18 protein-coding genes are annotated in these 20,102 nt (G+C 73.2%); 11 read left to right on the top strand and 7 right to left on the bottom strand.

The features are described from left to right. Position 1: 1 nt before the first annotated feature. Positions 2-1,450: a MocR-like transcription factor YczR gene (yczR, locus tag ACZ43H_RS12165; RefSeq protein WP_464590644.1), complete on the bottom strand. Its 1,449-nt coding sequence runs from the start codon at positions 1,448-1,450 to the stop codon at positions 2-4. Positions 1,451-1,512: 62 nt separating this feature from the next. Here yczR and yczE point away from each other — a divergent pair, with 62 nt between their 5' ends. After that, entirely contained in the window at positions 1,513-2,172 is a 660-nt protein-coding gene (gene yczE, locus ACZ43H_RS12160; protein WP_464590642.1) for a membrane protein YczE, read from the top strand. Positions 2,173-2,345: 173 nt separating this feature from the next. Further along, positions 2,346-4,922 carry a fibronectin type III domain-containing protein gene (locus tag ACZ43H_RS12155; protein ID WP_464590640.1) on the top strand — a complete coding sequence of 859 codons (2,577 nt, stop codon included), beginning with the start codon at positions 2,346-2,348 and terminating at the stop codon, positions 4,920-4,922. A gap of 58 nt (positions 4,923-4,980) precedes the next feature. On the opposite strand, the gene ACZ43H_RS12150 is transcribed toward ACZ43H_RS12155, so the two are convergent. Beyond that, positions 4,981-5,547 carry an O-methyltransferase gene (locus ACZ43H_RS12150; RefSeq protein ID WP_464590638.1) on the bottom strand — a complete coding sequence of 189 codons (567 nt, stop codon included), beginning with the start codon at positions 5,545-5,547 and terminating at the stop codon, positions 4,981-4,983. Between the two features lie 412 nt (positions 5,548-5,959). Here ACZ43H_RS12150 and ACZ43H_RS12145 point away from each other — a divergent pair, with 412 nt between their 5' ends. The 5 genes from ACZ43H_RS12145 (at position 5,960) to cimA (ending at position 11,842) form a co-directional block, all read left to right on the top strand. After that, positions 5,960-6,097, top strand: a complete 138-nt coding sequence (locus ACZ43H_RS12145) for a hypothetical protein (protein ID WP_464590637.1) — start codon at positions 5,960-5,962, stop codon at positions 6,095-6,097. A gap of 10 nt (positions 6,098-6,107) precedes the next feature. Then, positions 6,108-7,187 (top strand): 3-isopropylmalate dehydrogenase, encoded by a 1,080-nt coding sequence (locus ACZ43H_RS12140; RefSeq protein ID WP_464590635.1) that lies wholly within the window; start codon positions 6,108-6,110, stop codon positions 7,185-7,187. An 87-nt stretch (positions 7,188-7,274) separates the two neighbouring features. Then, the gene (locus tag ACZ43H_RS12135; RefSeq protein WP_464590633.1) at positions 7,275-8,348 is read left to right on the top strand and encodes a branched-chain amino acid aminotransferase; all 1,074 of its coding nucleotides are present in this window, start codon (positions 7,275-7,277) and stop codon (positions 8,346-8,348) included. A gap of 49 nt (positions 8,349-8,397) precedes the next feature. Further along, entirely contained in the window at positions 8,398-10,029 is a 1,632-nt protein-coding gene (locus ACZ43H_RS12130) for a serine/threonine-protein kinase (protein ID WP_464590631.1), read from the top strand. A 217-nt stretch (positions 10,030-10,246) separates the two neighbouring features. Then, a complete protein-coding gene (gene cimA, locus ACZ43H_RS12125; protein WP_464590629.1) occupies positions 10,247-11,842 on the top strand; it encodes a citramalate synthase in 1,596 nt (531 codons plus the stop codon). A gap of 26 nt (positions 11,843-11,868) precedes the next feature. On the opposite strand, the gene ACZ43H_RS12120 is transcribed toward cimA, so the two are convergent. Continuing rightward, positions 11,869-12,723 (bottom strand): hypothetical protein, encoded by an 855-nt coding sequence (locus ACZ43H_RS12120; protein WP_464590628.1) that lies wholly within the window; start codon positions 12,721-12,723, stop codon positions 11,869-11,871. Between the two features lie 67 nt (positions 12,724-12,790). Further along, a complete protein-coding gene (locus ACZ43H_RS12115; RefSeq protein WP_464590626.1) occupies positions 12,791-13,393 on the bottom strand; it encodes a TetR/AcrR family transcriptional regulator in 603 nt (200 codons plus the stop codon). Positions 13,394-13,522: 129 nt separating this feature from the next. Between ACZ43H_RS12115 and ACZ43H_RS12110 the strand changes: the two genes are divergently transcribed. Continuing rightward, positions 13,523-14,068 carry an NADPH-dependent FMN reductase gene (locus ACZ43H_RS12110; RefSeq protein WP_464590624.1) on the top strand — a complete coding sequence of 182 codons (546 nt, stop codon included), beginning with the start codon at positions 13,523-13,525 and terminating at the stop codon, positions 14,066-14,068. 40 nt (positions 14,069-14,108) lie between these two features. Beyond that, positions 14,109-15,557 (top strand): amidase, encoded by a 1,449-nt coding sequence (locus ACZ43H_RS12105; protein ID WP_464590623.1) that lies wholly within the window; start codon positions 14,109-14,111, stop codon positions 15,555-15,557. A 102-nt stretch (positions 15,558-15,659) separates the two neighbouring features. On the opposite strand, the gene bioD is transcribed toward ACZ43H_RS12105, so the two are convergent. From bioD to ACZ43H_RS12090, 3 genes are read right to left on the bottom strand one after another with little or no spacing between them, the layout of a single operon-like run. Continuing rightward, entirely contained in the window at positions 15,660-16,343 is a 684-nt protein-coding gene (bioD, locus tag ACZ43H_RS12100) for a dethiobiotin synthase (protein ID WP_464590621.1), read from the bottom strand. Then, positions 16,340-17,461, bottom strand: coding sequence for an 8-amino-7-oxononanoate synthase (locus ACZ43H_RS12095; RefSeq protein WP_464590619.1), 1,122 nt, complete (start codon positions 17,459-17,461; stop codon positions 16,340-16,342). Before ACZ43H_RS12095 ends, bioD begins: the two co-directional genes overlap by 4 nt. Continuing rightward, positions 17,458-18,756, bottom strand: a complete 1,299-nt coding sequence (locus ACZ43H_RS12090) for an adenosylmethionine--8-amino-7-oxononanoate transaminase (protein WP_464590617.1) — start codon at positions 18,754-18,756, stop codon at positions 17,458-17,460. Before ACZ43H_RS12090 ends, ACZ43H_RS12095 begins: the two co-directional genes overlap by 4 nt. A 73-nt stretch (positions 18,757-18,829) precedes the next feature. Between ACZ43H_RS12090 and bioB the strand changes: the two genes are divergently transcribed. Continuing rightward, positions 18,830-19,825 (top strand): biotin synthase BioB, encoded by a 996-nt coding sequence (gene bioB / locus ACZ43H_RS12085; RefSeq protein ID WP_464590614.1) that lies wholly within the window; start codon positions 18,830-18,832, stop codon positions 19,823-19,825. After that, on the top strand, positions 19,825-20,007 hold the full coding sequence (gene bsaP, locus ACZ43H_RS12080; RefSeq protein WP_464590612.1) for a biotin synthase auxiliary protein BsaP: 183 nt from the start codon (positions 19,825-19,827) through the stop codon (positions 20,005-20,007). The genes bioB and bsaP overlap by 1 nt, the downstream gene beginning before the upstream one ends. The last annotated feature ends 95 nt before the right edge of the window (positions 20,008-20,102 follow it).

Here is a 20,102-nt window from a genome sequence, read left to right as displayed (position 1 = left end):
GTCAGGCCACCATCACCCGGCCGGCGCCGCGAGCGGCCCGGCCGGTGCGGCCGCGCACCACCTCCCAGGCGGCAGCCAGTCGCCGGACCGCCTCCTCGAGCTCCTCGGGTGGGCGCGTCCACGGGATGCGCACGAAGCGGTCGAGCCCACCCTCGGCGGCGAAGACCGGGCCGGGCGCGATGATCACACCGCGCCGCTCGGCCTCCGCGACCACGACGGTGCCGAGCGGACCGGGCAGCTCGCACCAGACGGCGAGACCACCCGCGGGGAGCCGGAAGCGCCACTCGGGAAGCAGGTCGCGCAGCGCGGCCGCCAGTGCGTCGCGCTGCTCGCGCAGCCGCGAGCGGTGGTCGCGGAGGATCGGCCCGGCGTCCGCCAGCAACCGGGCGAGCACGAGCTGCTCCATCACCGGGGCGCCGAGGTCGAGCCCGACCCGCGCCCGGGTCAGCTCCTCCATCCGGCCCTCGGGGGAGCGGATCCAGCCCAGCCGCAGGCCGCCCCAGAAGCTCTTGCTGGCGCTCCCGATGGTGATCGCGTCGGGCGAGTACGCCGCGAAGGGCCGCGGCATCTCCTGGCCCTCCAGCGCCAGCGCCTGGTGGGCCTCGTCGACGACGGCGACGGTTCGGGTGCGGCGCAGGGCGGCGGCGTACTCCTCGCGCTGGGCGTCGGTCATCACGTGGCCGGTGGGGTTCTGGAAGTCGGGGATCAGGTAGGCCAGCTTCGGTGCCGCTTGCCGGAGTGCGGCGCCGACGGCGTCGAGGTCCCACCCGTCGGGGTCGACCGGGGCGGGCACCAGCCGGGCGCCGCTGTGCCGGATCGCCTGCGTGGCGTTCGGGTAGACCGGAGACTCCACCAGCACCCGGTCGCCGGGGCCGGTGAACGCCTGGGCGACGATCGACGCCGCGCTCAGCGCTCCCGGCGTCACCATGATCTGGTCGGGGTGCGTGGGCAGGCCCCGGGCGTCGTACGTCGCCGCGATGGCCTGCTGGAGCTGGGGGAGACCGGCGGGGAAGTAGCCGTGACCGCCGAGGTACGCGGGGAGCTCGGCCGCGGCCTCGGCGTACGCCGCCGCCACCCCGGGGGGCGCGGACGCGGCCGCGCAGTTGAGGTCGATCGCCTCGTCGTCGCCGGGCCGGGGGAGCAGGGCCCGGTCGTGTGCCCGCGCCCGTCCCCCGGGCACCCGGGTGAAGGTGCCCGAGCCCTGCCGGGCCTCCGCGTAGCCCGCGTCGCGCAGGGCGGCGTACGCCCTGGTCACCGTGGTGCGCGAGACGCCGAGCGCCTCGGTCAGCTCGCGCTCGCTGGGCAGGCGGGTGCCCAGGCCGATCCGGCCGTCGCCGATGAGCAGCCTCAGCGCGTCGGAGAGGCCGGCGTAGGCAGGCGTCCGGTCGAACCCGTCGACGAGGGTGGCCACCCGGGTGGCGCTCACCGTGCGCGCTGTGGACTGGGTCATGCAGTCCACTGAACCACAATTGGCTATTGAGGAGAAGGCCAATCGCTGGTCAGGATGGATCCATGTCCACGATCGCCACCCCCGTCACCGCCCGCCCCGGGCTGACCGACCTCGGTCCCGTCGCGCAGCTGCGCGCGGGCCGACTGGCCCGCCGGCTGCCCCAGCTCTACATCGGGCTGGTGCTGTACGGCGTCTCGCTGGCGATGATGGTGCGCGGCGACCTGGGCCTGGCACCCTGGGACGTTCTCCACTCGGGCCTGATCCGGCACGTGCCGATCAGCCTGGGCCAGGCGGTCGTGGTGATGAGCTTCGTGGTGCTGCTCGCCTGGATCCCGCTGCGGGAGGCCCCGGGGATCGGCACCATCTCCAACGCGCTCGTCGTCGGGTTCTCCGCCGACGCGACCCTGGCGCTCCTGGGGCGTCCCGACGACCTGGTCCTGCGCGCAGGCCTCACCGTCGGCGGGGTGCTGCTGTGCGGTCTCGCCAGCGCCATGTACATCGGTGCCCAGCTGGGCCGGGGGCCTCGTGACGGCCTGATGACCGGGCTGCACCGGCGTACCGGCCTGTCGCTGCGTCTGGTGCGCACCGCCCTCGAGGTGGCCGTCGTGCTGGTCGGCCTGCTGCTCGGCGGCGTGGCCGGCCTCGGCACGGTGCTGTACGCGCTCGCGATCGGGCCGCTGACCCAGCGCTGGCTGCCGCGCTGGACCGTCGACCTGACCTGACCCCTGCGCGAGGCATGGCCCGGACGGATGGTCCGGAGTGGTCCTCGTGGTGCCGTCCCGGCCGCCCGATCGGGTGGAGGGCTTCCGGCCGCTCGTTCCTGCTTGCACCGTTCGCCCCCCGACTCCACCGGTGCGCTGCAACGCTCCGTCCCCTGACGACAGGGGGAAGAACAATGGGGGAGACACGTCGCGCCCGGTCCGGGGTGCGCATCGGGATGCTGGTCCTCGCGGTGCTCGCGCCGCTGCTGGTGGGGTGGACTGGTACGCCGGCACTCGCCGCGGTGGCGAGGCCGGCAGGGCTGGACAGCCAGTCGAGCACGACGGCCGTGGTGCTGTCCTGGAAGCCGGTCAGGGGTGCGACCTCGTACCACGTGCAGGCAGCGACCTCACGCTCGTTCGCCGACACTGTCATGGACGTCGTGACGGTCAACACGCACGCGACGCCGACCGCGGTCGTGCCGTTCGGCAAGGTGTTCTGGCGGGTCTCCGCGACCAAGGGCGGAGGCTGGAGCAAGTGGTCCACCGCTGCCTTCAACCGAGCACAGCGGAGCGGTCCGATCCTGACCGAGCCCGCCAACGGTGCGGACCTCGACCAGCCCGCACATCCCCCGGTCCTGACGTGGGACCCGGTCCCCGGAGCCCGCAGCTACCAGGTGGAGATCGACGGCGAGGAACGGGACTGGGTCGACACCGAGACCTACACGACCCGGACCACGTCACTGGTGCCCACCGAGACCCAGCAGCCCGGCACCTACTGGTGGCGGGTGCGCGCGTTCTTCGACAACGAGGTCAACTCCCGACCCTCGGCCGAGTGGTCCTACTCCATCTCCCCGCTGCCCACGGTGAGCCTCAAGGCGACGGACGACACCATGGAGGACGTGGTCCTGCAGTGGGACCCGGTCCCGGGTGCCGTCGACTACGAGGTCCGGGTGAGCACCGACAACGGCTTCAACGTCATCACCGACCGCCAGTACGTCACGGGGACCCGCTACTCGCCGCCCACGACCTACGACAACGCTTCGTACTGGTGGCAGGTCCGGGCCCGCGACGTGTTCGGCCAGACCGAGGAGTGGCCCGTCTACCCCGACCGGACCGGCGTCTTCCGGCGAACCTGGCCGGACAAGCCCACCCTGGTGAACCCTGCCTCCGGCTCCACGCCGACCGGCGACCTCTACTTCCAGTGGACCCCGGCGCAGCACGCCGCGAGCTACATCCTCGACGTGGGCACCGACCCCGGCTTCTCGATACCCGGGAGCTTCGGGTCCTGCCCGACCACGCAGACCACCTACACGCCGAGCTGGTCGGGCTACTCGTACTACTACGACCGCTGCATGCCCAGCGCGAAGGGCACGTACTACTGGCGGGTGCGCGCCATCGACGACAACAGCCAGTGGGGCCCCGATGTCAACGGTCGGTTCTCCGAGGTGGGCTCCTTCCCCTGGGACCCGCCGACGGCCGCGACTGGCCAGCTCGGGCCGGTCACCGGCCAGCGGCTCGTCCTCGACGGCAACGGCTCCTCGCCCTGCACCGCATCGCTCACCAACGCAGGTGGGGTCTGCGCCGGCGTCACCTCGACGCCCATGCTGGACTGGGACCCGGCGCCGGGCGCGACGTCCTACGTCGTCTACCTGGCCCACGACCGCAACTTCACGAACATGGTCGACGGGTACGGCGACATCGGCAGCCCGTCGTCCTGGGTCCGCACGTCCAACACCCGCTTCGCCCCGTTCGTCGCACTTCCGGACACCCAGGCCGGTGAGGCGTACTACTGGTTCATCCGGTCCTGCAACGCCTCCGGTTGCGGACTGACGCCGGACGAGGCGTCCAACGCCTTCCAGAAGAAGTCGCCGGAGGTCGGCCTGGTCTCACCCGCGAACAACGCGGTCGTCGCCGACCAGGTCACCTTCGACTGGGCCGACTACCTCGACACCAACCAGTCGACGACCGACCCGGCGACGCGGGAGCACCCGACGCAGGCCGCCCGCAGCTACCGGATCCAGGTGTCCCAGAACCCCTCCTTCGCGCCGACGCGGCAGGACGCGGTCTACGAGCAGGTGGTGGACCAGACGACGTACACCGAGTTCGCGCACTCCTACCCGGAGGGGGTCCTCTACTGGAGGGTGCAGGCGATCGACGGGGCCGGCAACGGTCTCACCTGGAGCCCCGTGCGCCAGTTCACCAAGACGTCGCCCACGCCGGACGTGACCTCGCCGTCGGACGGCGACGTCGTCAACGGGGTCCAGCCGTTCCGGTGGCACCCGCTGCCGTACGCGCACTACTACGACCTGGAGGTCTACCGGAACAGCGACACCACGGCGTCGCCGGCCAACCTGGCCCTGAAGGTGACCAACATCCGTCAGGCCGCCTACACGGCCAGCGAGCCGCTGCAGGCGCTCGGCAAGGACTTCGTGTGGCGGGTACGCCGCACCGACTACGACCTGCACGCGGGTGCGTGGAGCCCGTGGCACCGGTTCCGGGTGGCCGCCCAGCTTCCGAAGCTGCTGCATCCGGGGCGCAAGGTCAGCCGAACGCACGGGCTCTTCACCTGGCGGGCCACCCGTCAGGCAGCCTCCTACCGGTGGGAGCTGCGACGCGGTTCGTACGTCGAGCAGGTGGCCACGACGGTGTCCACCAGCTATGCGCCGACGACAGCGCTGACCAAGGGCCGGTACAGCTGGCGGGTCACGAGCCTCGACAGCAGCGACCACGTCCTGCGCGCGACCAGGTGGAAGAAGGTCAGGGCGAGGTGACGCCGTAGACGCACCGGGCCGGCGCACCTGGGGACAGGTGCGCCGGCCCGGTGGTGCGTCAGCGGCGGGTGGCGATCAGGGTGGATGCGTCCGAGGCGACCATCACCTCGACGGCCGTGAACCGCTCGTCGGTGAGCCACTGCTCGCGCAGGGTGTCGACGCGGCCGCCCGAGATGGGCGGCCAGATCTCGCAGGGCGTGAAGTCGTCGAGGACGACGATCCCGCCCTCCTCGACCAGGTCGGCGATCGCGTCGACGCCGACCTCGGTGGGCTCCCCGGAGTCGAGGAACAGCAGCGAGAACGGCCCCTTGTCCAGCAGCGTCGACCAGTCCGCGGCGAGCACCTCGACCTGCGGGTCGTCGACGAAGATCTCCGCGGCCGCGCCGGCCAGCCTGGGGTCGAGCTCCGCGGTCACGATCCGCGCGTCCCCGCGCACGCCGGAGCGCAGCCAGGCCGTCCCGACCCCGCACCCGGTGCCGAACTCCGCCATCGTCCCGCCCCGGGTCGCGGCCAGCGTGGCCAGCAGGCGCCCGGTCTCGTTGCGGCAGAAAGACACGTACCCCGACTTGCGGGAGACGGCGAACGCGCGGGACACGATGTCGGGGAGATCGGGTGGGGCACTCATGCGGGGGAGTCTTCCATCTTGGGAACGTCGTCTCGCATCCTGAGCAGTCTGCGAAAAGTCGTGTCGCCGACGCGGGGCCACGGCGTACGGTTTCCACACCATGCGGAGCGTGTTCGTACTTATCGAGCGCCGCGGCGAGGCCCAGCAGTAGCACTGCGAGTGAGGCCACCTCGCCGCGGAGTTCGGCGTTGCACGGCTTCACGTCTCATCTGAAGACGCCTCCGCGGCGGGACCGCACCCCACAGCACGTGCGAGATCCGCAACCTGATGGTTCCCCCTCCTCTCATGTGATCCATGAGTCGACCAGCCCCCGTCGCGGGGCGTCTCAGCGCACGACCCACGTGCACGGCTCATCCAGTCCGCAGCCGCTCGGCCGTCGAGCACTGCACCGATCACCAGAGGAGAAGCTCCGATGTACGACATGTACCCCGAGTGGGGACCCGCCAGCCACCACCCCGAGAACCCCCGCAGCGCCGAGAACACCCACGCCGCGGTCCAGGCCTCGCTCGACCTGCGGGACAACGGCGGCCAGCGCCCCGACGACAACTAACGTTCCGCCCATGTCCACCACCGACCCGAACCCCAGCTCCGGCACGCTCAAGCTCGCCGTCATCCCCGGCGACGGCATCGGCCAGGAGGTCACCGCCGAGGCGCTCAAGGTCCTCGAGGCCGGCGCCCCCAGCGGCGTGAAGTTCGAGCCGACCCGCTACGACCTCGGCGCGGAGCGCTACCTCGCGACCGGCGAGGTGCTTCCGGACTCGGTGCTGGAGGAGATCCGCGGCCACGACGCGATCCTGCTCGGCGCGGTGGGCGGCAAGCCCGGCGACCCGAACCTCCCGCCCGGCATCCTCGAGCGGGGGCTGCTGCTGCGGCTGCGCTTCGAGCTCGACCACTACGTGAACCTGCGTCCGTCCCGCATCTTCCCCGGAGTGTCCTCCCCGCTGGCTGCGCCGGGGGAGGTCGACTTCGTGGTGGTCCGCGAGGGCACCGAGGGTCCGTACACGGGCAACGGCGGAGCGCTGCGCGTGGGCACCCCCCACGAGGTGGCGACCGAGGTCTCGGTGAACACGGCGTTCGGCGTGGAGCGGGTCGTCCGCGACGCCTTCGCGCGGGCCCAGCGCCGACCGCGCCGTAAGCTCACGCTGGTCCACAAGACCAACGTGCTCGTGAACGCGGGGGCGGTCTGGTCGCGCCTGGTGAACGAGGTGGCCCGGGAGTTCCCCGACGTCACCGTGGACTACCTGCACATCGACGCGGCGACGATCTTCATGACGACCGACCCCGCGCGCTTCGACGTGATCGTCACCGACAACCTCTTCGGCGACATCATCACCGACCTCGCCGCCGCGATCACCGGCGGCATCGGGCTGGCGGCGTCCGGGAACATCAACCCGGACCGCACCGCCCCCTCCATGTTCGAGCCCGTGCACGGCTCCGCGCCCGACATCGCCGGGCAGCAGAAGGCCGACCCCACCGCCGCGATCCTGTCCGCCTCCTTGCTGCTCGACCACCTCGGGTACGCCGACGCAGCGGCCGCCGTCGAGTCCGCGGTCATCGCCGACCTGGCCGACCGCGCCCCCGGCACCACGCGTCGTACCTCCGAGGTCGGCGACGCGATCGCCGCGCGAGTAGCCGGCTGACGCCTGTCATCACGTCCTCCCGAGACGCCGGGCACCGAGAGGTGCTCGGCGTCTCGCCTTTCCGAAAGGTCGACTACCGTGAGTCCCATGCAGATCCGCACCACCCACAACGCCCAGCCGGTCGACGACGCGCGCCTCGCCGAGATCCTCGCCAACCCGGGGTTCGGCCAGCACTTCACCGACCACATGTTCACCGTCGAGTGGACCCCGGACGCCGGCTGGCACGACGCCCGGATCGAGCCGTACGGCCCGCTCACGCTCGACCCGGCCACGGCGGTGCTGCACTACGCCCAGGAGACCTTCGAGGGGATGAAGGCCTACCGGCACGCGGACGGCTCGATCTGGTCGTTCCGCCCGGAGGAGAACGCGGCGCGGATGACGCGCTCGAGCAAGCGGCTGGCCTTCCCGGTCCTCGACGTCGCCGACTTCGTCGAGGCCGTCGACGAGCTGGTCAGGGTCGACCGGCGCTGGGTCCCGGACGCGGAGGGGGAGAAGAGCCTCTACGTCCGCCCGTTCATGATCGCCACCGAGAAGTTCCTCGGCGTGCGGCCCAGCCAGCACGTCACGTTCATGGTGATCGCCAGCCCGGCGGGCTCCTACTTCAAGGGCGGCGTCAAGCCGGTGACGCTGTGGCTCACCGAGGAGTACACCCGCGCCGGACGCGGCGGCATGGGTGCGGCCAAGACCGGCGGCAACTACGCCAGCTCGCTGGTCGCGCAGCAGGAGGCGACCGCCCAGGGCTGCGACCAGGTCGTCTTCCTCGACGCCCAGGAGGGGAAGTACGTCGAGGAGCTCGGCGGGATGAACATGTACTTCGTCTTCGACGACGGCCGCATCGTGACCCCCGAGACCGGCACCATCCTCGAGGGCATCACCCGCTCCAGCATCATCGAGCTCGCCGGCAAGCTCGGCCACCAGGTCGAGGAACGGAAGTTCTCGATCGACGAGTGGCGCGAGGGTGTCTCCAGCGGCCGGATCACCGAGATCTTCGCCTGCGGCACCGCCGCGGTCGTGACCCCCGTCGGCTCGCTGAAGTGGGACGGGGGCGAGGTGCCCGCCCCGGCCAGCACCGAGCTCACGACGAAGGTGCGCCAGGCCCTCGTGGACATCCAGTACGGCCGCGCCGAGGACACCTTCGGCTGGATGCACCGCATCGACTGAGGCCGCGCGCCCGACCGCGCCGGCGCACCGGCGCAGGTAACCTCCTTCCGTGACGACCGCACCACGCCCCGACCTGCCCGTCAGCAGGACCGTGGGCGACTACACCCTCCTCGCGCGCATCGGCGAGGGCGGCATGGGCGTGGTCCACCTGGCGCGCCGGCCGGGCGGCGAGCGGGTGGCGCTCAAGGTGCTCCGCCCGCACATCGTCGGTGACGACGAGGCCCGGCAGCGGCTGGCCCGCGAGGTCAGCTCGCTGAGCCGGATCCGCAGCCGGTGGGTCGCCGAGATCGTCGATGCGGACCCCTGGGCGGAGATCCCGTACGTCGCCACGCGCTACGTCCCCGGGCTCTCGCTGCACGACCACGTCGTCGACGAGGGGCCGATCACCGGTGGCGACCTGACCTGGTTCGCCGGCTGCCTCGCGGAGGGGCTGGCCTCGGTGCACGCGGTCGGCGTCCTGCACCGCGACGTCAAGCCGTCGAACGTCCTGATGGAGGGCCGCACCCCCATCCTCATCGACTTCGGCCTGGCCCGGGTCGCCGACGACCCCAAGCTGACCCACACCGGCTGGCTGCTCGGCACCCCGGGTTACCTGGCCCCCGAGATCCTCTACGGCGACGACGCCACCACCGCCTCCGACGTCCACTCCTGGGCGGCGACGGTGGCGTACGCCGGCACCGGCCGGCCGCCGTTCGGCCGCGGCCCGTCGATGGCGATCATGGACCGGGTGCGCCGCGGTGAGCACGACCTCGACGGTCTGCCGGCCGAGCTGCGGGGCATCGTCGGCGCCGCCCTCGACCCGGACCCGGCCCGCCGGCCCTCGGTCGAGGACCTGCTGCGCTGGCTGCGACCGGACGCGACCCGCGTCCCGCCGGCTGCGGCACCGGCCGAGGACCCCTACACCGTCCCGCTGGCGCTCGCGGCGCAGTCCGCGGCGTACGACCCCACCGACCAGCTCCACCGGGAGACCCTGGTCGACGGCCCGGAGCCGACCACCCGGATCCTCCCCGACGAGCGGGCCGCCTGGCCCGGCCGGCAGCACGACGGCTGGTCGGACGACGCCGAGCCCTGGCCGCCGGCCGCCCCCACGGTGCCGTGGCCCGAGCGGCTGCGCCGGGGCCTGCTGCTCGGCGGCGGCGCCCTGGCCGCCGGCGCGGCCGTCGCGGCGTTCCCCTGGCCGGCCACGGCGCTCCTGGTCGGGCTGACCTGGCTGCTGCGCAGCGGCTCGCTGGCCGCCAGTGCGGCCGGTGACCGGCGCCGCCTGCGCGGCCGCAGGTGGTACGACGGCGTGCAGTTCCTGGTGGCGGCCCCCTGGCACCTGGTCCGCTCGATCGCGGGGACCGTGCTCCTCGCCCTGTGGAGCCTCGGCCTGGCCGTCGCCGCTGCGCTCATCTGCTACGCGGTGGCCGCGAGCGTGTCCACGACACTTGCCGCCAGCGGCACGGTGTTCGCCGCGTCGTTGTGGCTCGGCCCCGGCGGGTCCCGGGTCCGCTCACCGCTGGGCCGTGTGGTCAACCCGGCCTCGGCGTCGCTGCAGGCCTGGATCGGGGCGGTGCTGGTGGTCCTCGCGGTGGCGCTGCTGCTGGGCGTGCGGGTCGACACCGCGGGCACCTCGTGGGTGCCGTTCCGGGACCAGCCGTTCGCGGGGCTGTCGATCCCCGATGGCCTGCCGCTGGGCTGAGCGGGGCCGGCGCACGGGAGGGGTGGCTCGGATGGCGAGATCCACGCCCGCCCGGCGGACACCCGTGGCAGCATGGACGGCATGCAGCAGAACGGGATCATTCCCTAGCGCGTCGTCGCCCCGCCGGGGCCGCCGACGCGCCAACCTCTCGTGCCACGGGAGGTTTTTTTGTTGCCCGGACCGTTTCACGACTGCTTCACGGAATAGGGACTGACCGATGGACCTGCACGGCGCGTTCCACGTCTACGACACCACCCTGCGCGACGGTGCGCAGCAGGAGGGGCTGAACCTCTCGGTCGCCGACAAGCTGAGCATCGCGCGCCAGCTCGACGGCCTCGGAGTGGGGTACATCGAGGGCGGCTGGCCGGGCGCCAACCCCAAGGACACGGAGTTCTTCCGGCGCGCCGCGCAGGAGCTCGACCTCCGGCACGCGCAGCTGGCGGCGTTCGGGGCGACCCGCCGCGCGGGCGTGCGAGCGGCCGACGACCCGCTGGTGGCTGCGTTGCGGGACAGCGGCGCCGGAGTGGTCACCCTGGTCGCCAAGTCGCACGACCGCCACGTCGAGCTGGCGCTGCGGACCACCCTCGAGGAGAACCTCGCCATGGTCCGCGACACCGTCTCCCACCTGCGGGCCGAGGGGCAGCAGGTCTTCCTCGACGCCGAGCACTTCTTCGACGGCTACCGCGCCAACCGGGACTACGCGCTGGAGGTGCTGCGCACGGCCTATGACGCGGGCGCCGAGGTGGTCGCCCTGTGCGACACCAACGGCGGCATGCTGCCCGGCTGGGTCGCCGACGTGGTGCACGACGTCATCGAGACCACCGGCGTCCGGGTGGGCATCCACTGCCACAACGACACCGGGTGCGCGGTCGCCAACACCCTCGCGGCCGTGGACGCCGGCGCCAGCCACGTGCAGGGCACGATCAACGGGTACGGCGAGCGCACCGGCAACGCCGACCTGGTCTCGGTGGTGGCCAACCTCCAGCTCAAGCTGGACCGTCCGGTGCTGCCCGACGGGCTGCTGCGCGAGGCCACCCGGATCGCGCACGCGGTCGCCGAGGTCACCAACTTCCCGCCGGCCTCCCGCCAGCCCTACGTCGGCACGTCGGCGTTCACGCACAAGGCCGGGCTGCACGCGAGCGCGATCAAGGTCGACCCGAACCTCTACCAGCACCTGGACCCGGTCGAGGTCGGCAACGACATGAGGCTGCTCGTCTCGGACATGGCCGGCCGGGCCTCGATCGAGCTCAAGGGCCGGGAGCTCGGCTTCGACCTGTCCGGCGACAAGGACCTCGTGTCCCGGGTGACCGACCGGGTGAAGCGGCTCGAGTCGCGCGGGTACACCTTCGAGGCCGCCGACGCCTCCTTCGAGCTGCTCCTGCTCGAGGAGGTCGAGGGCGCGCGGCCGTCGTACTTCGAGGTCGAGTCGTGGCGCGTCATCACCGAGACCCTGAGCAACCGGACGGTGGACGACGAGGCGGTCTCCGAGGCCACGGTGAAGCTGAAGGCTGCCGGGGTCCGCTACGTCGTGACCGGGGAGGGGAACGGCCCGGTCAACGCGCTGGACGCCGCGCTGCGCTCGGCGATCGGCCAGGCGTTCCCCGAGGTCGCGAAGTTCGAGCTCATCGACTACAAGGTCCGCATCCTCGACCAGGGGCACGGCACGGACGCGATCACCCGGGTGCTGATCGAGACCAGCGACGGCGAGTCGTCGTGGGTCACCGTCGGCGTGGGCCACAACGTCATCGAGGCGTCGTGGGGCGCCCTGGTCGACGGGCTCACGTTCGGCCTGCGCCGCCACCACGCCGGCTGAGCGCCCGCCCGGGGCGGCCGGAGGGCTCAGTCGCAGCCGATGAGCGAGCTCGCCGCCGGCCAGCGCTCGACGTCGGTCCGGTCGCTGGTGCTCACCAGGTACGCCGCGCTGCCGTCGTCGGCCAGCCACAGCCGGCGGCCGTCGTGCTGGTAGCCGGTGTCGGTCGCGTCTCGGGGGAGCGCGACCGAGTCGGAGAAGGTCGTGCGCAGCAGGTCCTGGAGCACGCCCTTCTCGTCGCGGAGGAACAGGTGGTCGGCGGGGTGCCTCTCGCTGCCCACTGTCAGGAAGACGATGTCCTGCCAGTCACAGTGCTCGGGCCCGCGGTGGGACGAGACGGTCGTGACCGGGACCCGGTCGCCCTGCGTGTCCTCCCAGACCTCGTCACCGTGCGCCTCGGCGACGCGGGCCGGCAGCTCGGCGGGGTCGCACTGCGCCCAGGCCTCCACGCCCCAGCCGGTGTCGCCCTTCCAGTCGCGGATGCCGTCGGCGGCGACCAGCGCCACCTTGGTCTGGCCGCGCACGTCGTAGGAGAGCAGCACCCGTCCGTCCTCGACCCGCTCGACCACGAAGTCGTCGGTGGGGCCGGGGTAGGTCCCCTCCTCCTCGCTGACGAAGTTCGCGACGGCAGCGCGCGCGTCCTCCTGGACGCTCTCGAGCCCGCTGTCGGCGTAGTCGCCCCCGCCGGCGGCGTAGACGTCGCCCTCGCACTCCAGGGCCAGGGCCGCCGAGCCGCCGCGCCTCGCCGGGTCCGGGCTGTCGGGGCGCGGCTCGACGGTCAGCGGGCCGTCGTACGGATCGGCCACCGGGCTGTCCACGGTCACGTGCGTCTCTCCGCAGGCGGCGAGGAGCAGCCCGGCCGCGGCCAGGATCATCGTGCGCACTCGTGCTCCCGTCTCTCGCCCCAGTTCCTGGAGGTCGGACGCGTCCGGCCGGCTGCCGGTTCCCGGCTCAGGCGGGCCGGCCGACGATCCGGCGCGCGAGGTCGACCCAGCCGGCGTACACGCGATCCACGTCGATCCCCTCGATCCGCACCTGCTGGTCGAGGATCGGCGCCTCCAGGGGTGCCATCAGCGCCGTCGCGAGCAGGGGGAGGTCACCGGTGACCTGCAGCTGCCCGAGCAGGTAGCGAACGTGCATCGCGTGGAAGGAGTACGCCGCGTACGACCGGGAGCCGGCCCGCCCGGCCTCGCGGATCAGGTCCGCGTGGAGCAGCGTGGTCTCCAGCCGGGAGCGGCCGAAGGCCATCAGCCGGTCCCACGGGTCCGCGCCCGGACCCAGCGGAGGGGGCCCCGACATGACCGCGGCCTGCCACTCGGTCTCGGAGTGGTTCAGCAGCGCCGCCATCAGCCCCTCGCGGGACTCGAAGCGCCGGAAGACCGTGCCCTTGCCGACCCCGGCGGCCGCGGCCACGGCGTCCATCGTCACGCCGTCCACCCCGCAGCTGTCCACCAGCCGCTGCGCCGCCTCCAGCAGTGCCAGCCGGTTCCGGGCGGCATCGCTGCGCTCGCGCGCGGGCGCATCCACGAGGGGGAGAAGGGTGTGCTCGGACATGACGTCGCTCACTCTAGGCGGGGCAGGCGGCCGGGTCGCGGGAAAAAGGTCCCGCCTCGGGGAATAGTAAACGGACCGCGGTCCGTTTAACCCGTGACTGGAACCACCCCCGACCCTCAGGAGTCCCCCATGACCGACACCCGCATCGTCGTCCTCGTCGGCAGCCTCCGCGCCGACTCGCTCAACCGCCGGATCGCCGAGAAGCTGCGTGAGCTGGCCCCCGCCGGCGTCACCGTCGAGATCGCCGAGAACCTGCACGAGCTGCCCTTCTACAACGAGGACCTCGACGGCGAGAGCGTGCCCGCCGCGGCCGCCGCGCTGCGCGACCTTGTCGGCGGCGCCGACCGCGTCCTGGCGGTCACCCCCGAGTACAACGGCACCATGCCGGCCGTGCTCAACAACGCGATCGACTGGCTCTCCCGCCCCTACGGCCAGGGCGCGATCAAGGGCAAGCCGTTCGGTGTCGTCGGCGCCACCCCCACGCCGTACGGCGGCAAGTGGGCGCACCAGGACACCGCCCGCTCCGCCGGCATCGCGGGCGCCGTGGTCGTCGAGGACGTCACCGTCTCCCAGTCCGCCCTCGAGGTGGACGTGCTCAGCGACCCCGAGGTGCTCGAGCGCCTCGTCGGTGCCGTCACCACGCTGGCGGAGTACGACGACGCCGTCGCCGCCTGATCGCTGCTGCCCGTTCGCGCGGGGTGGGTAGCGTCGGCGCATGGCCGACCTCCACGACCTGACCGCGCTGGAGCAGGGCGAGCTCGTGCGACGCCGCGAGGTGTCGCCCGCCGAGCTCGTCGAGCACTACCTCGAACGCGCCGACCGGCTCGACTCGGTCGGCGCGTTCGTCACGCTCACCCCCGACCGGGCGCGGGAGCAGGCCGCCGCGCTGGCCCTGGGGGAGCTGGGGGAGCTGGGGGCGCTGGGGACGGGGGAGCCGGGGCCGGGCGGCCAGGGGGCCTCGCCGCTGTTCGGCGTGCCCACCGCGATCAAGGACCTCAACCTGACCGCGGGGGTGCGCACCACCTTCGGGTCCGCGGCCTTCGCCGACTTCGTGCCCGACGTCTCCGACGGCGTGACGCTGTCCATCGAGGCCGCCGGCATGATCAGCATCGGCAAGACCAGCACGCCCGAGTTCGGCTCGCCCTGCTACACCGAGCCGGACGTGGCGGCCCCCTCCGTGACGCCGTACGACCCCAGCCGGATGGCCGGCGGCTCCTCGGGCGGCGCGGCCGCGGCGGTGGCGGCCGGGCTGGTGCCGGTGGCCCAGGGGTCGGACGGCGGCGGCTCGATCCGGATCCCCGCGTCGTGCTGCGGGCTGGTCGGCCTCAAGCCGAGCCGCGGCCGGATCAGCGGGTCCCCGATGTACGGCGATCCCGTGGGGCTGGCCACGGCCGGGTCGCTGGCCCGCACGGTGCGCGACGCGGCTGCGCTGCTGGACGTGCTCGCCGGGCGCCGCCCCGGGGACCCGTCCTGGGCGCCCGCCCCCGCCGCGTCCTTCCTGTCGGCGTGCGACCGGGAGCCCGGGCGGCTGCGCATCGCCCGGTTCGTCGAGCCGGTGATCGCCGACGTGGCGGTGGACCCGGACTGCGTGCAGGCCTGGGAGGACGCCTCGCGGCTGCTGGAGTCCCTCGGCCACGAGGTCGTCGACGTCCCGGTGCCGCTGCCGCGCGAGGCGGTGCCCGTGTTCGAGACCTGCTGGTCGGTGCTGACCGCGCTCTCCGTCGTGCCCCCCGAGCGCGAGCACCTGCTGCGCCCGTTGACCCGGTGGCTCACGGAGCGCGGCCGGGCCGTGAGCGGGCCCGAGTTCGGCCTCGCGATCGGGGCGATGCGCCGGTACGCCGCCGAGGCGCTGACCGCGCTGGCGTCGTACGACGCGGTCCTGACCCCGACCCTGGCCACCCCGCCGCTCCCGCTCGGTGCGTTGCGCGACGACGACGACCCGGCCGCGGACTTCGAGGCCCAGAAGGCCTTCACGCCCTGGACCTCGGCGTGGAACGTCACGGGGATGCCGGCGGTCTCGCTGCCCCTGCACCGGACCGCCGAGGGGCTCCCCGTCGGCGTGATGCTCGCCGCCCGGCCCGCGGAGGAGGAGCTGCTGCTCTCGCTCTCCGCGCAGGTCGAGGCCGCCGCGCCGTGGGCGGACCGGCGCCCGCCGGGGTGGTGAGCGCCCGTCACTTGTAACGCTCCGTTAGGGAGACTGGGACCCCGCTACAACGGAGCACCAGAGCCCTTAACGGAGCGTTACAAGTGGCGAGCCGGACCCGACTCAGGCGAACCAGCCCGGCGCCTGCTCCGCGAACTCCGCCCGGTCCAGGGCGCCCGCCCCCGCGGGGATCGTCGCGATCACGGGGACGCCGGTGACCCGCGGCAGGTCCTCGGCGTTGCAGCGCTCCGCCAGACCCGGATCGGCGGGCCACGAGCCGATCACGAGCCCCGCCGGCTCCACCCCCCGCGCCCGCAGCGCACCCACCGTCAGCTCGCTGTGGTTGAGGGTGCCGAGCCCCGCGGCCACCACCACGACCACCTCGGTCGGCACGGACGCCGCGAGCGCGGCGGCCAGGTCGAGCAGGGTGCCGCCGTCCGTGTCGAGCCGCACGAGCAGGCCCCCGGCGCCCTCGACGACCACCGTGTCGTGGAACTCGGTGAGCACCCGGACCCGGTCGGCGTGCTCCGCCACCGACGGGATCCGCACCCCGGCGCGCCGGGCCGCGGTGTCGGGAGCGAGGGGCTCGTCGAGGGCGGTGTGCTCCTGCACCGCGCAGCCGGTCAGCCGGTGCACCTCCTCGGCGTCCGAGTCGCCGTCCGCGACTCCGGTCTGCACCGGCTTCACGACCACGACCGACTCGCCCGCACCGAGGCTCCGCCTCACCAGGGCGGCGGTCGCCACGGTCTTGCCCACTCCCGTGGAGGTGCCCGTCACCACGACGACGCGGCCGGGCCGGGCGCTCACGCGTGCTCCTTGACGACCGCGACGAGCACCTCGACGGCGCGCACCCAGTCCTCGGTGGCGACTCCGGCGCCGGCGGTGACCCGGAGCCGGGAGACCCCGTCCGGCACCGACGGCGGCCGGAAGCAGCCGACGCGGACACCGTGCGCGAGCGCCTGCGCCTGGGCGGCCAGCGCGGCGCGGGGCGAGGGCATCGGGACCGACAGCACCGCACCGGCGGGCGGGTCGACGCCCAGCGCGGCGGCGAGGTCCGAGACCCTGCCGTGCACCAGGCGGGACAGGTCGGGGTGGTCGCGCAGCACCTCCAGTGCCGCGAGCGCGGCTGCGGCCGAGGTGGGCGCCAGGCCGGTGTCGAAGATGAAGGGCCTGGCCCGGTTGACCAGGTGCTCGACCACGGCCTCGGGTCCGAGCACGACACCACCCTGGCTGCCGAGCGACTTCGACAGCGTCGCGGTGACCACGACGTGGGGGAGGTCGGCCAGGCCGAGCTCCGCGACGAGACCCGGGCCGTGGACGCCGAGCCCGTGGGCCTCGTCGACGACCAGGAGTGCGTCGTACTCCTCGCAGACAGCGGCCAGCTCGACCAGCGGGGCCCGGTCGCCGAGCACCGAGTAGACCGACTCGGCCAGCACCAGCGTGCGCTGCTCCCGGGCGCCGGCCAGGGCGGACCGCACCGCGGCGACGTCGTTGTGCGGGGCGATGGTGAGGGAGGCGCGGGACAGTCGGACGGCGTCCACCAGCGAGGCGTGGATGTGGGCGTCGGAGACCACCCGGCAGTCGCGGTCCGCCAGCGCGCTCACGACCGAGAGGTTGGCGTGGTAGCCCGACGAGAAGACCAGCGCCGCCGGCTGACGGAGGTACGCCGCCAGCGCGGTCTCGAGGTCGGCGTGGACCTGGAGGGTGCCCGTCACCAGCCGCGATGCGCCGGCGCCGGCGCCCCAGGTCCGGGCCGCGGACACCGTCGCGGCCACCACGGCGGGGTGCCGGGAGAGCCCGAGGTAGTCGTTGCCGGCCAGGTCGACGCCCCGGTCGCCAGCCGCGCGGGGCGTCAGCGTACGCCGCAGCCCGTCGCGCTCGCGCTGCTCCGCCTGCCCGGCCAGCCACTCCGCCCAACGGCTCATGCGACCGCCGCCGCGGCCTCGATCGCCGCGCAGATGCGGGCGACGTCCTCGTCGGTGGAGACGTAGGGGGGCATCGTGTAGATCAGGTCGCGGAACGGGCGCAGCCACACGCCGTTCCCGATCGCGGCCTCGGTGGCGAGGACGACGTCGACGGGGTGGTCGAGCTGCACCACGCCGACGGCGCCGAGGGTGCGCACGTCGGCGACGCCGGGCAGGCGCCCCACCGGGGCCAACCCGGCACGGAGGCCGGTGTTGATGCGCGCGACGTCGGCCCTCCAGTCCCCGCTGGCGAGCAGGTCGAGGCTGGCGAGCGCGACGGCGCACGCGAGCGGGTTGCCCATGTACGTCGGCCCGTGCATCAGGACGCCGGACTCGGAGTGCGAGAGCCCGGCCGCGACCCGCGGCGTGCACAGCACGGCCGCCAGGGTGAGGTAGCCGCCGGTGAGCGCCTTGCCGAGGCACAGCACGTCGGGCGTCACGCCTGCGGCCTCCGCTGCGAAGAACGTCCCGGTGCGGCCGAACCCCGTCGCGATCTCGTCGAGGACCAGCACCAGCCCGTATCGGTCGGCGACCTCGCGCAGCACGGACAGGCAGGCAGCCGGGTAGACGTGCATCCCGCCGGCGCCCTGGAGCAGCGGCTCGACCACGATCCCGGCGAGCTCGTGGGCGTGCGCGGCGGCGACGGCCTCGAGCTCCGCGGCCCACGCGGCCACCCCCTCCTCGGAGGCGGGCGGGCGGGGCGCGAAGACCTGCTGCGGCAGCACGTCGGCGAACATCGAGTGCATCCCGCCCACCGGGTCGCACACGCTCATGCAGCCGAACGTGTCGCCGTGGTAGCCACCACGCACGGTCAGCATCCGGGTGCGCTCGGGGTGGCCGACCCCGCGCTGGTACTGCAGGACCATCTTCAGGGCCACCTCGACGCTCACTGATCCGGAGTCGGCGAGGAAGACGTGCTCGAGACCGGCGGGGGCGAGATCGACCAGCCGTTCCGCCAGCCGGATGGCGGGCTCGTGGGTGAGGCCGCCGAACATCACGTGCGCGAAGTCCCGGGCCTGCTCGGTCAGGGCCGCGTTGAGGGCGGGGTGGTTGTAACCGTGGATCGCGGCCCACCACGACGACATGCCGTCGACCAGGTCCGTGCCGTCGGCCAGGGTGAGGTGCACGCCGCGGGCGCCGGTGACCAGCCTCGTCGGTGCCGGCTCGGTCATCGAGGTGTACGGGTGCCACACGTGGGCGCGGTCGAGGTCGAGCAGGGTCGCGTGGAGGGCGTGGGCTTCGGGGGCTGCGGTCATGGCGGACCCGAGTCTAGGGGCATTCCTGAACGCCGTTCAGAACAGCGTTCAGTTCTGGTCTACGCTGACGTCCGTGACCGACATCCTGGAGCGCGCCCGGACCACCACCCTCGACCGCGGGGAGGGCCTGTCGTACGACGAGCTGGTGGAGGTCCTCCGGCTCCCCGACGACCGGGTCCCCGAGCTGCTCGAGCTCGCCCACGCCGTACGCATGAAGCACTGCGGACCGGAGGTCGAGGTCGAGGGGATCATCAGCCTGAAGACCGGCGGCTGCCCCGAGGACTGCCACTTCTGCAGCCAGTCGGGCCAGTTCACCTCCCCGGTGCGCTCGGTGTGGCTCGACATCCCGCAGCTGGTCAAGGCGGCGCAGGAGACCGCGGCCACCGGTGCCACCGAGTTCTGCATCGTCGCTGCGGTCCGCGGCCCCGACGAGCGGCTGATGTCGCAGGTCCGCGACGGGATCAGGGCGATCCAGGAGGCCGTCGACATCAACGTGGCCTGCTCGCTCGGGATGCTCACCCAGGAGCAGGTCGACGACCTGGCCGCGATGGGGGTGCACCGCTACAACCACAACCTGGAGGCGGCGCGGTCGTACTTCACGAACGTGGTGACCACCCACACCTGGGAGGAGCGCTGGGAGACCTGCGAGATGGTCCGCGAGGCCGGCATGGAGCTGTGCTGCGGTGGCCTGGTCGGCATGGGCGAGACCCTCGAGCAGCGGGCCGAGCTCGCCGCCCAGCTCGCCGAGCTCGACCCGCACGAGGTCCCGCTCAACTTCCTCAACCCCAGACCGGGGACCCCCTTCGGTGACCTGCCGGTCATGGGCTCCGCCGACGCGCTGCGCACGATCGCGGCGTTCCGGCTGGCGATGCCGCGCACGATCCTGCGGTACGCCGGCGGCCGCGAGCTCACCCTCGGCGACCTCGGCACCCGCGACGGTCTCCTCGGTGGCATCAACGCGGTGATCGTCGGCAACTACCTGACGACGCTCGGCCGCGATGCCGACGAGGACCTCGCCCTGCTCTCGGACCTGAAGATGCCGATCAGGGAACTCGCGAAGACCCTCTAGTGGAGACGTACTGCGGCCACTGCGGCGAGCCTGTCGATGCGCGTGACCACGCCTCGTGCGCCCGGCGGCTGGCCCTCGAGCCGCCGCGCTTCTGCAGCGAGTGCCGGCGCCGGATGAAGGTCCAGGTCACCCCGCGCGGGTGGTCGGCCGAGTGCGTCGAGCACGGCACCCGCACGGGTTGAGACGCCCGTCGGAATCGCCGGTGGGCCGGTGACTCCTGCACTTCTCAGCCGTTGCAACGCCTGAGAACGTCAGGAATCGCCGGTGCACCGGTGAC

The organism is Nocardioides sp. DN36 (assembly GCF_055380375.1).
The sequence above is the reverse complement of the archived record's forward strand: the minus strand, read 5'-3'. Positions and strand labels throughout refer to the sequence as shown.

Excerpts from the sequence above, each read along its gene's own strand:
- yczR (WP_464590644.1), bottom strand. The coding sequence starts at position 1,450 with ATGACCCAGTCCACAGCGCGCACGGTGAGCGCCACCCGGGTGGCCACC.
- yczE (WP_464590642.1), top strand. The coding sequence starts at position 1,513 with ATGTCCACGATCGCCACCCCCGTCACCGCCCGCCCCGGGCTGACCGAC.
- ACZ43H_RS12155 (WP_464590640.1), top strand. The coding sequence starts at position 2,346 with ATGGGGGAGACACGTCGCGCCCGGTCCGGGGTGCGCATCGGGATGCTG.
- ACZ43H_RS12150 (WP_464590638.1), bottom strand. The coding sequence starts at position 5,547 with ATGAGTGCCCCACCCGATCTCCCCGACATCGTGTCCCGCGCGTTCGCC.
- ACZ43H_RS12145 (WP_464590637.1), top strand. The coding sequence starts at position 5,960 with ATGTACGACATGTACCCCGAGTGGGGACCCGCCAGCCACCACCCCGAG.
- ACZ43H_RS12140 (WP_464590635.1), top strand. The coding sequence starts at position 6,108 with ATGTCCACCACCGACCCGAACCCCAGCTCCGGCACGCTCAAGCTCGCC.
- ACZ43H_RS12135 (WP_464590633.1), top strand. The coding sequence starts at position 7,275 with ATGCAGATCCGCACCACCCACAACGCCCAGCCGGTCGACGACGCGCGC.
- cimA (WP_464590629.1), top strand. The coding sequence starts at position 10,247 with ATGGACCTGCACGGCGCGTTCCACGTCTACGACACCACCCTGCGCGAC.
- ACZ43H_RS12115 (WP_464590626.1), bottom strand. The coding sequence starts at position 13,393 with ATGTCCGAGCACACCCTTCTCCCCCTCGTGGATGCGCCCGCGCGCGAG.
- ACZ43H_RS12110 (WP_464590624.1), top strand. The coding sequence starts at position 13,523 with ATGACCGACACCCGCATCGTCGTCCTCGTCGGCAGCCTCCGCGCCGAC.
- ACZ43H_RS12105 (WP_464590623.1), top strand. The coding sequence starts at position 14,109 with ATGGCCGACCTCCACGACCTGACCGCGCTGGAGCAGGGCGAGCTCGTG.
- ACZ43H_RS12095 (WP_464590619.1), bottom strand. The coding sequence starts at position 17,461 with ATGAGCCGTTGGGCGGAGTGGCTGGCCGGGCAGGCGGAGCAGCGCGAG.
- ACZ43H_RS12090 (WP_464590617.1), bottom strand. The coding sequence starts at position 18,756 with ATGACCGCAGCCCCCGAAGCCCACGCCCTCCACGCGACCCTGCTCGAC.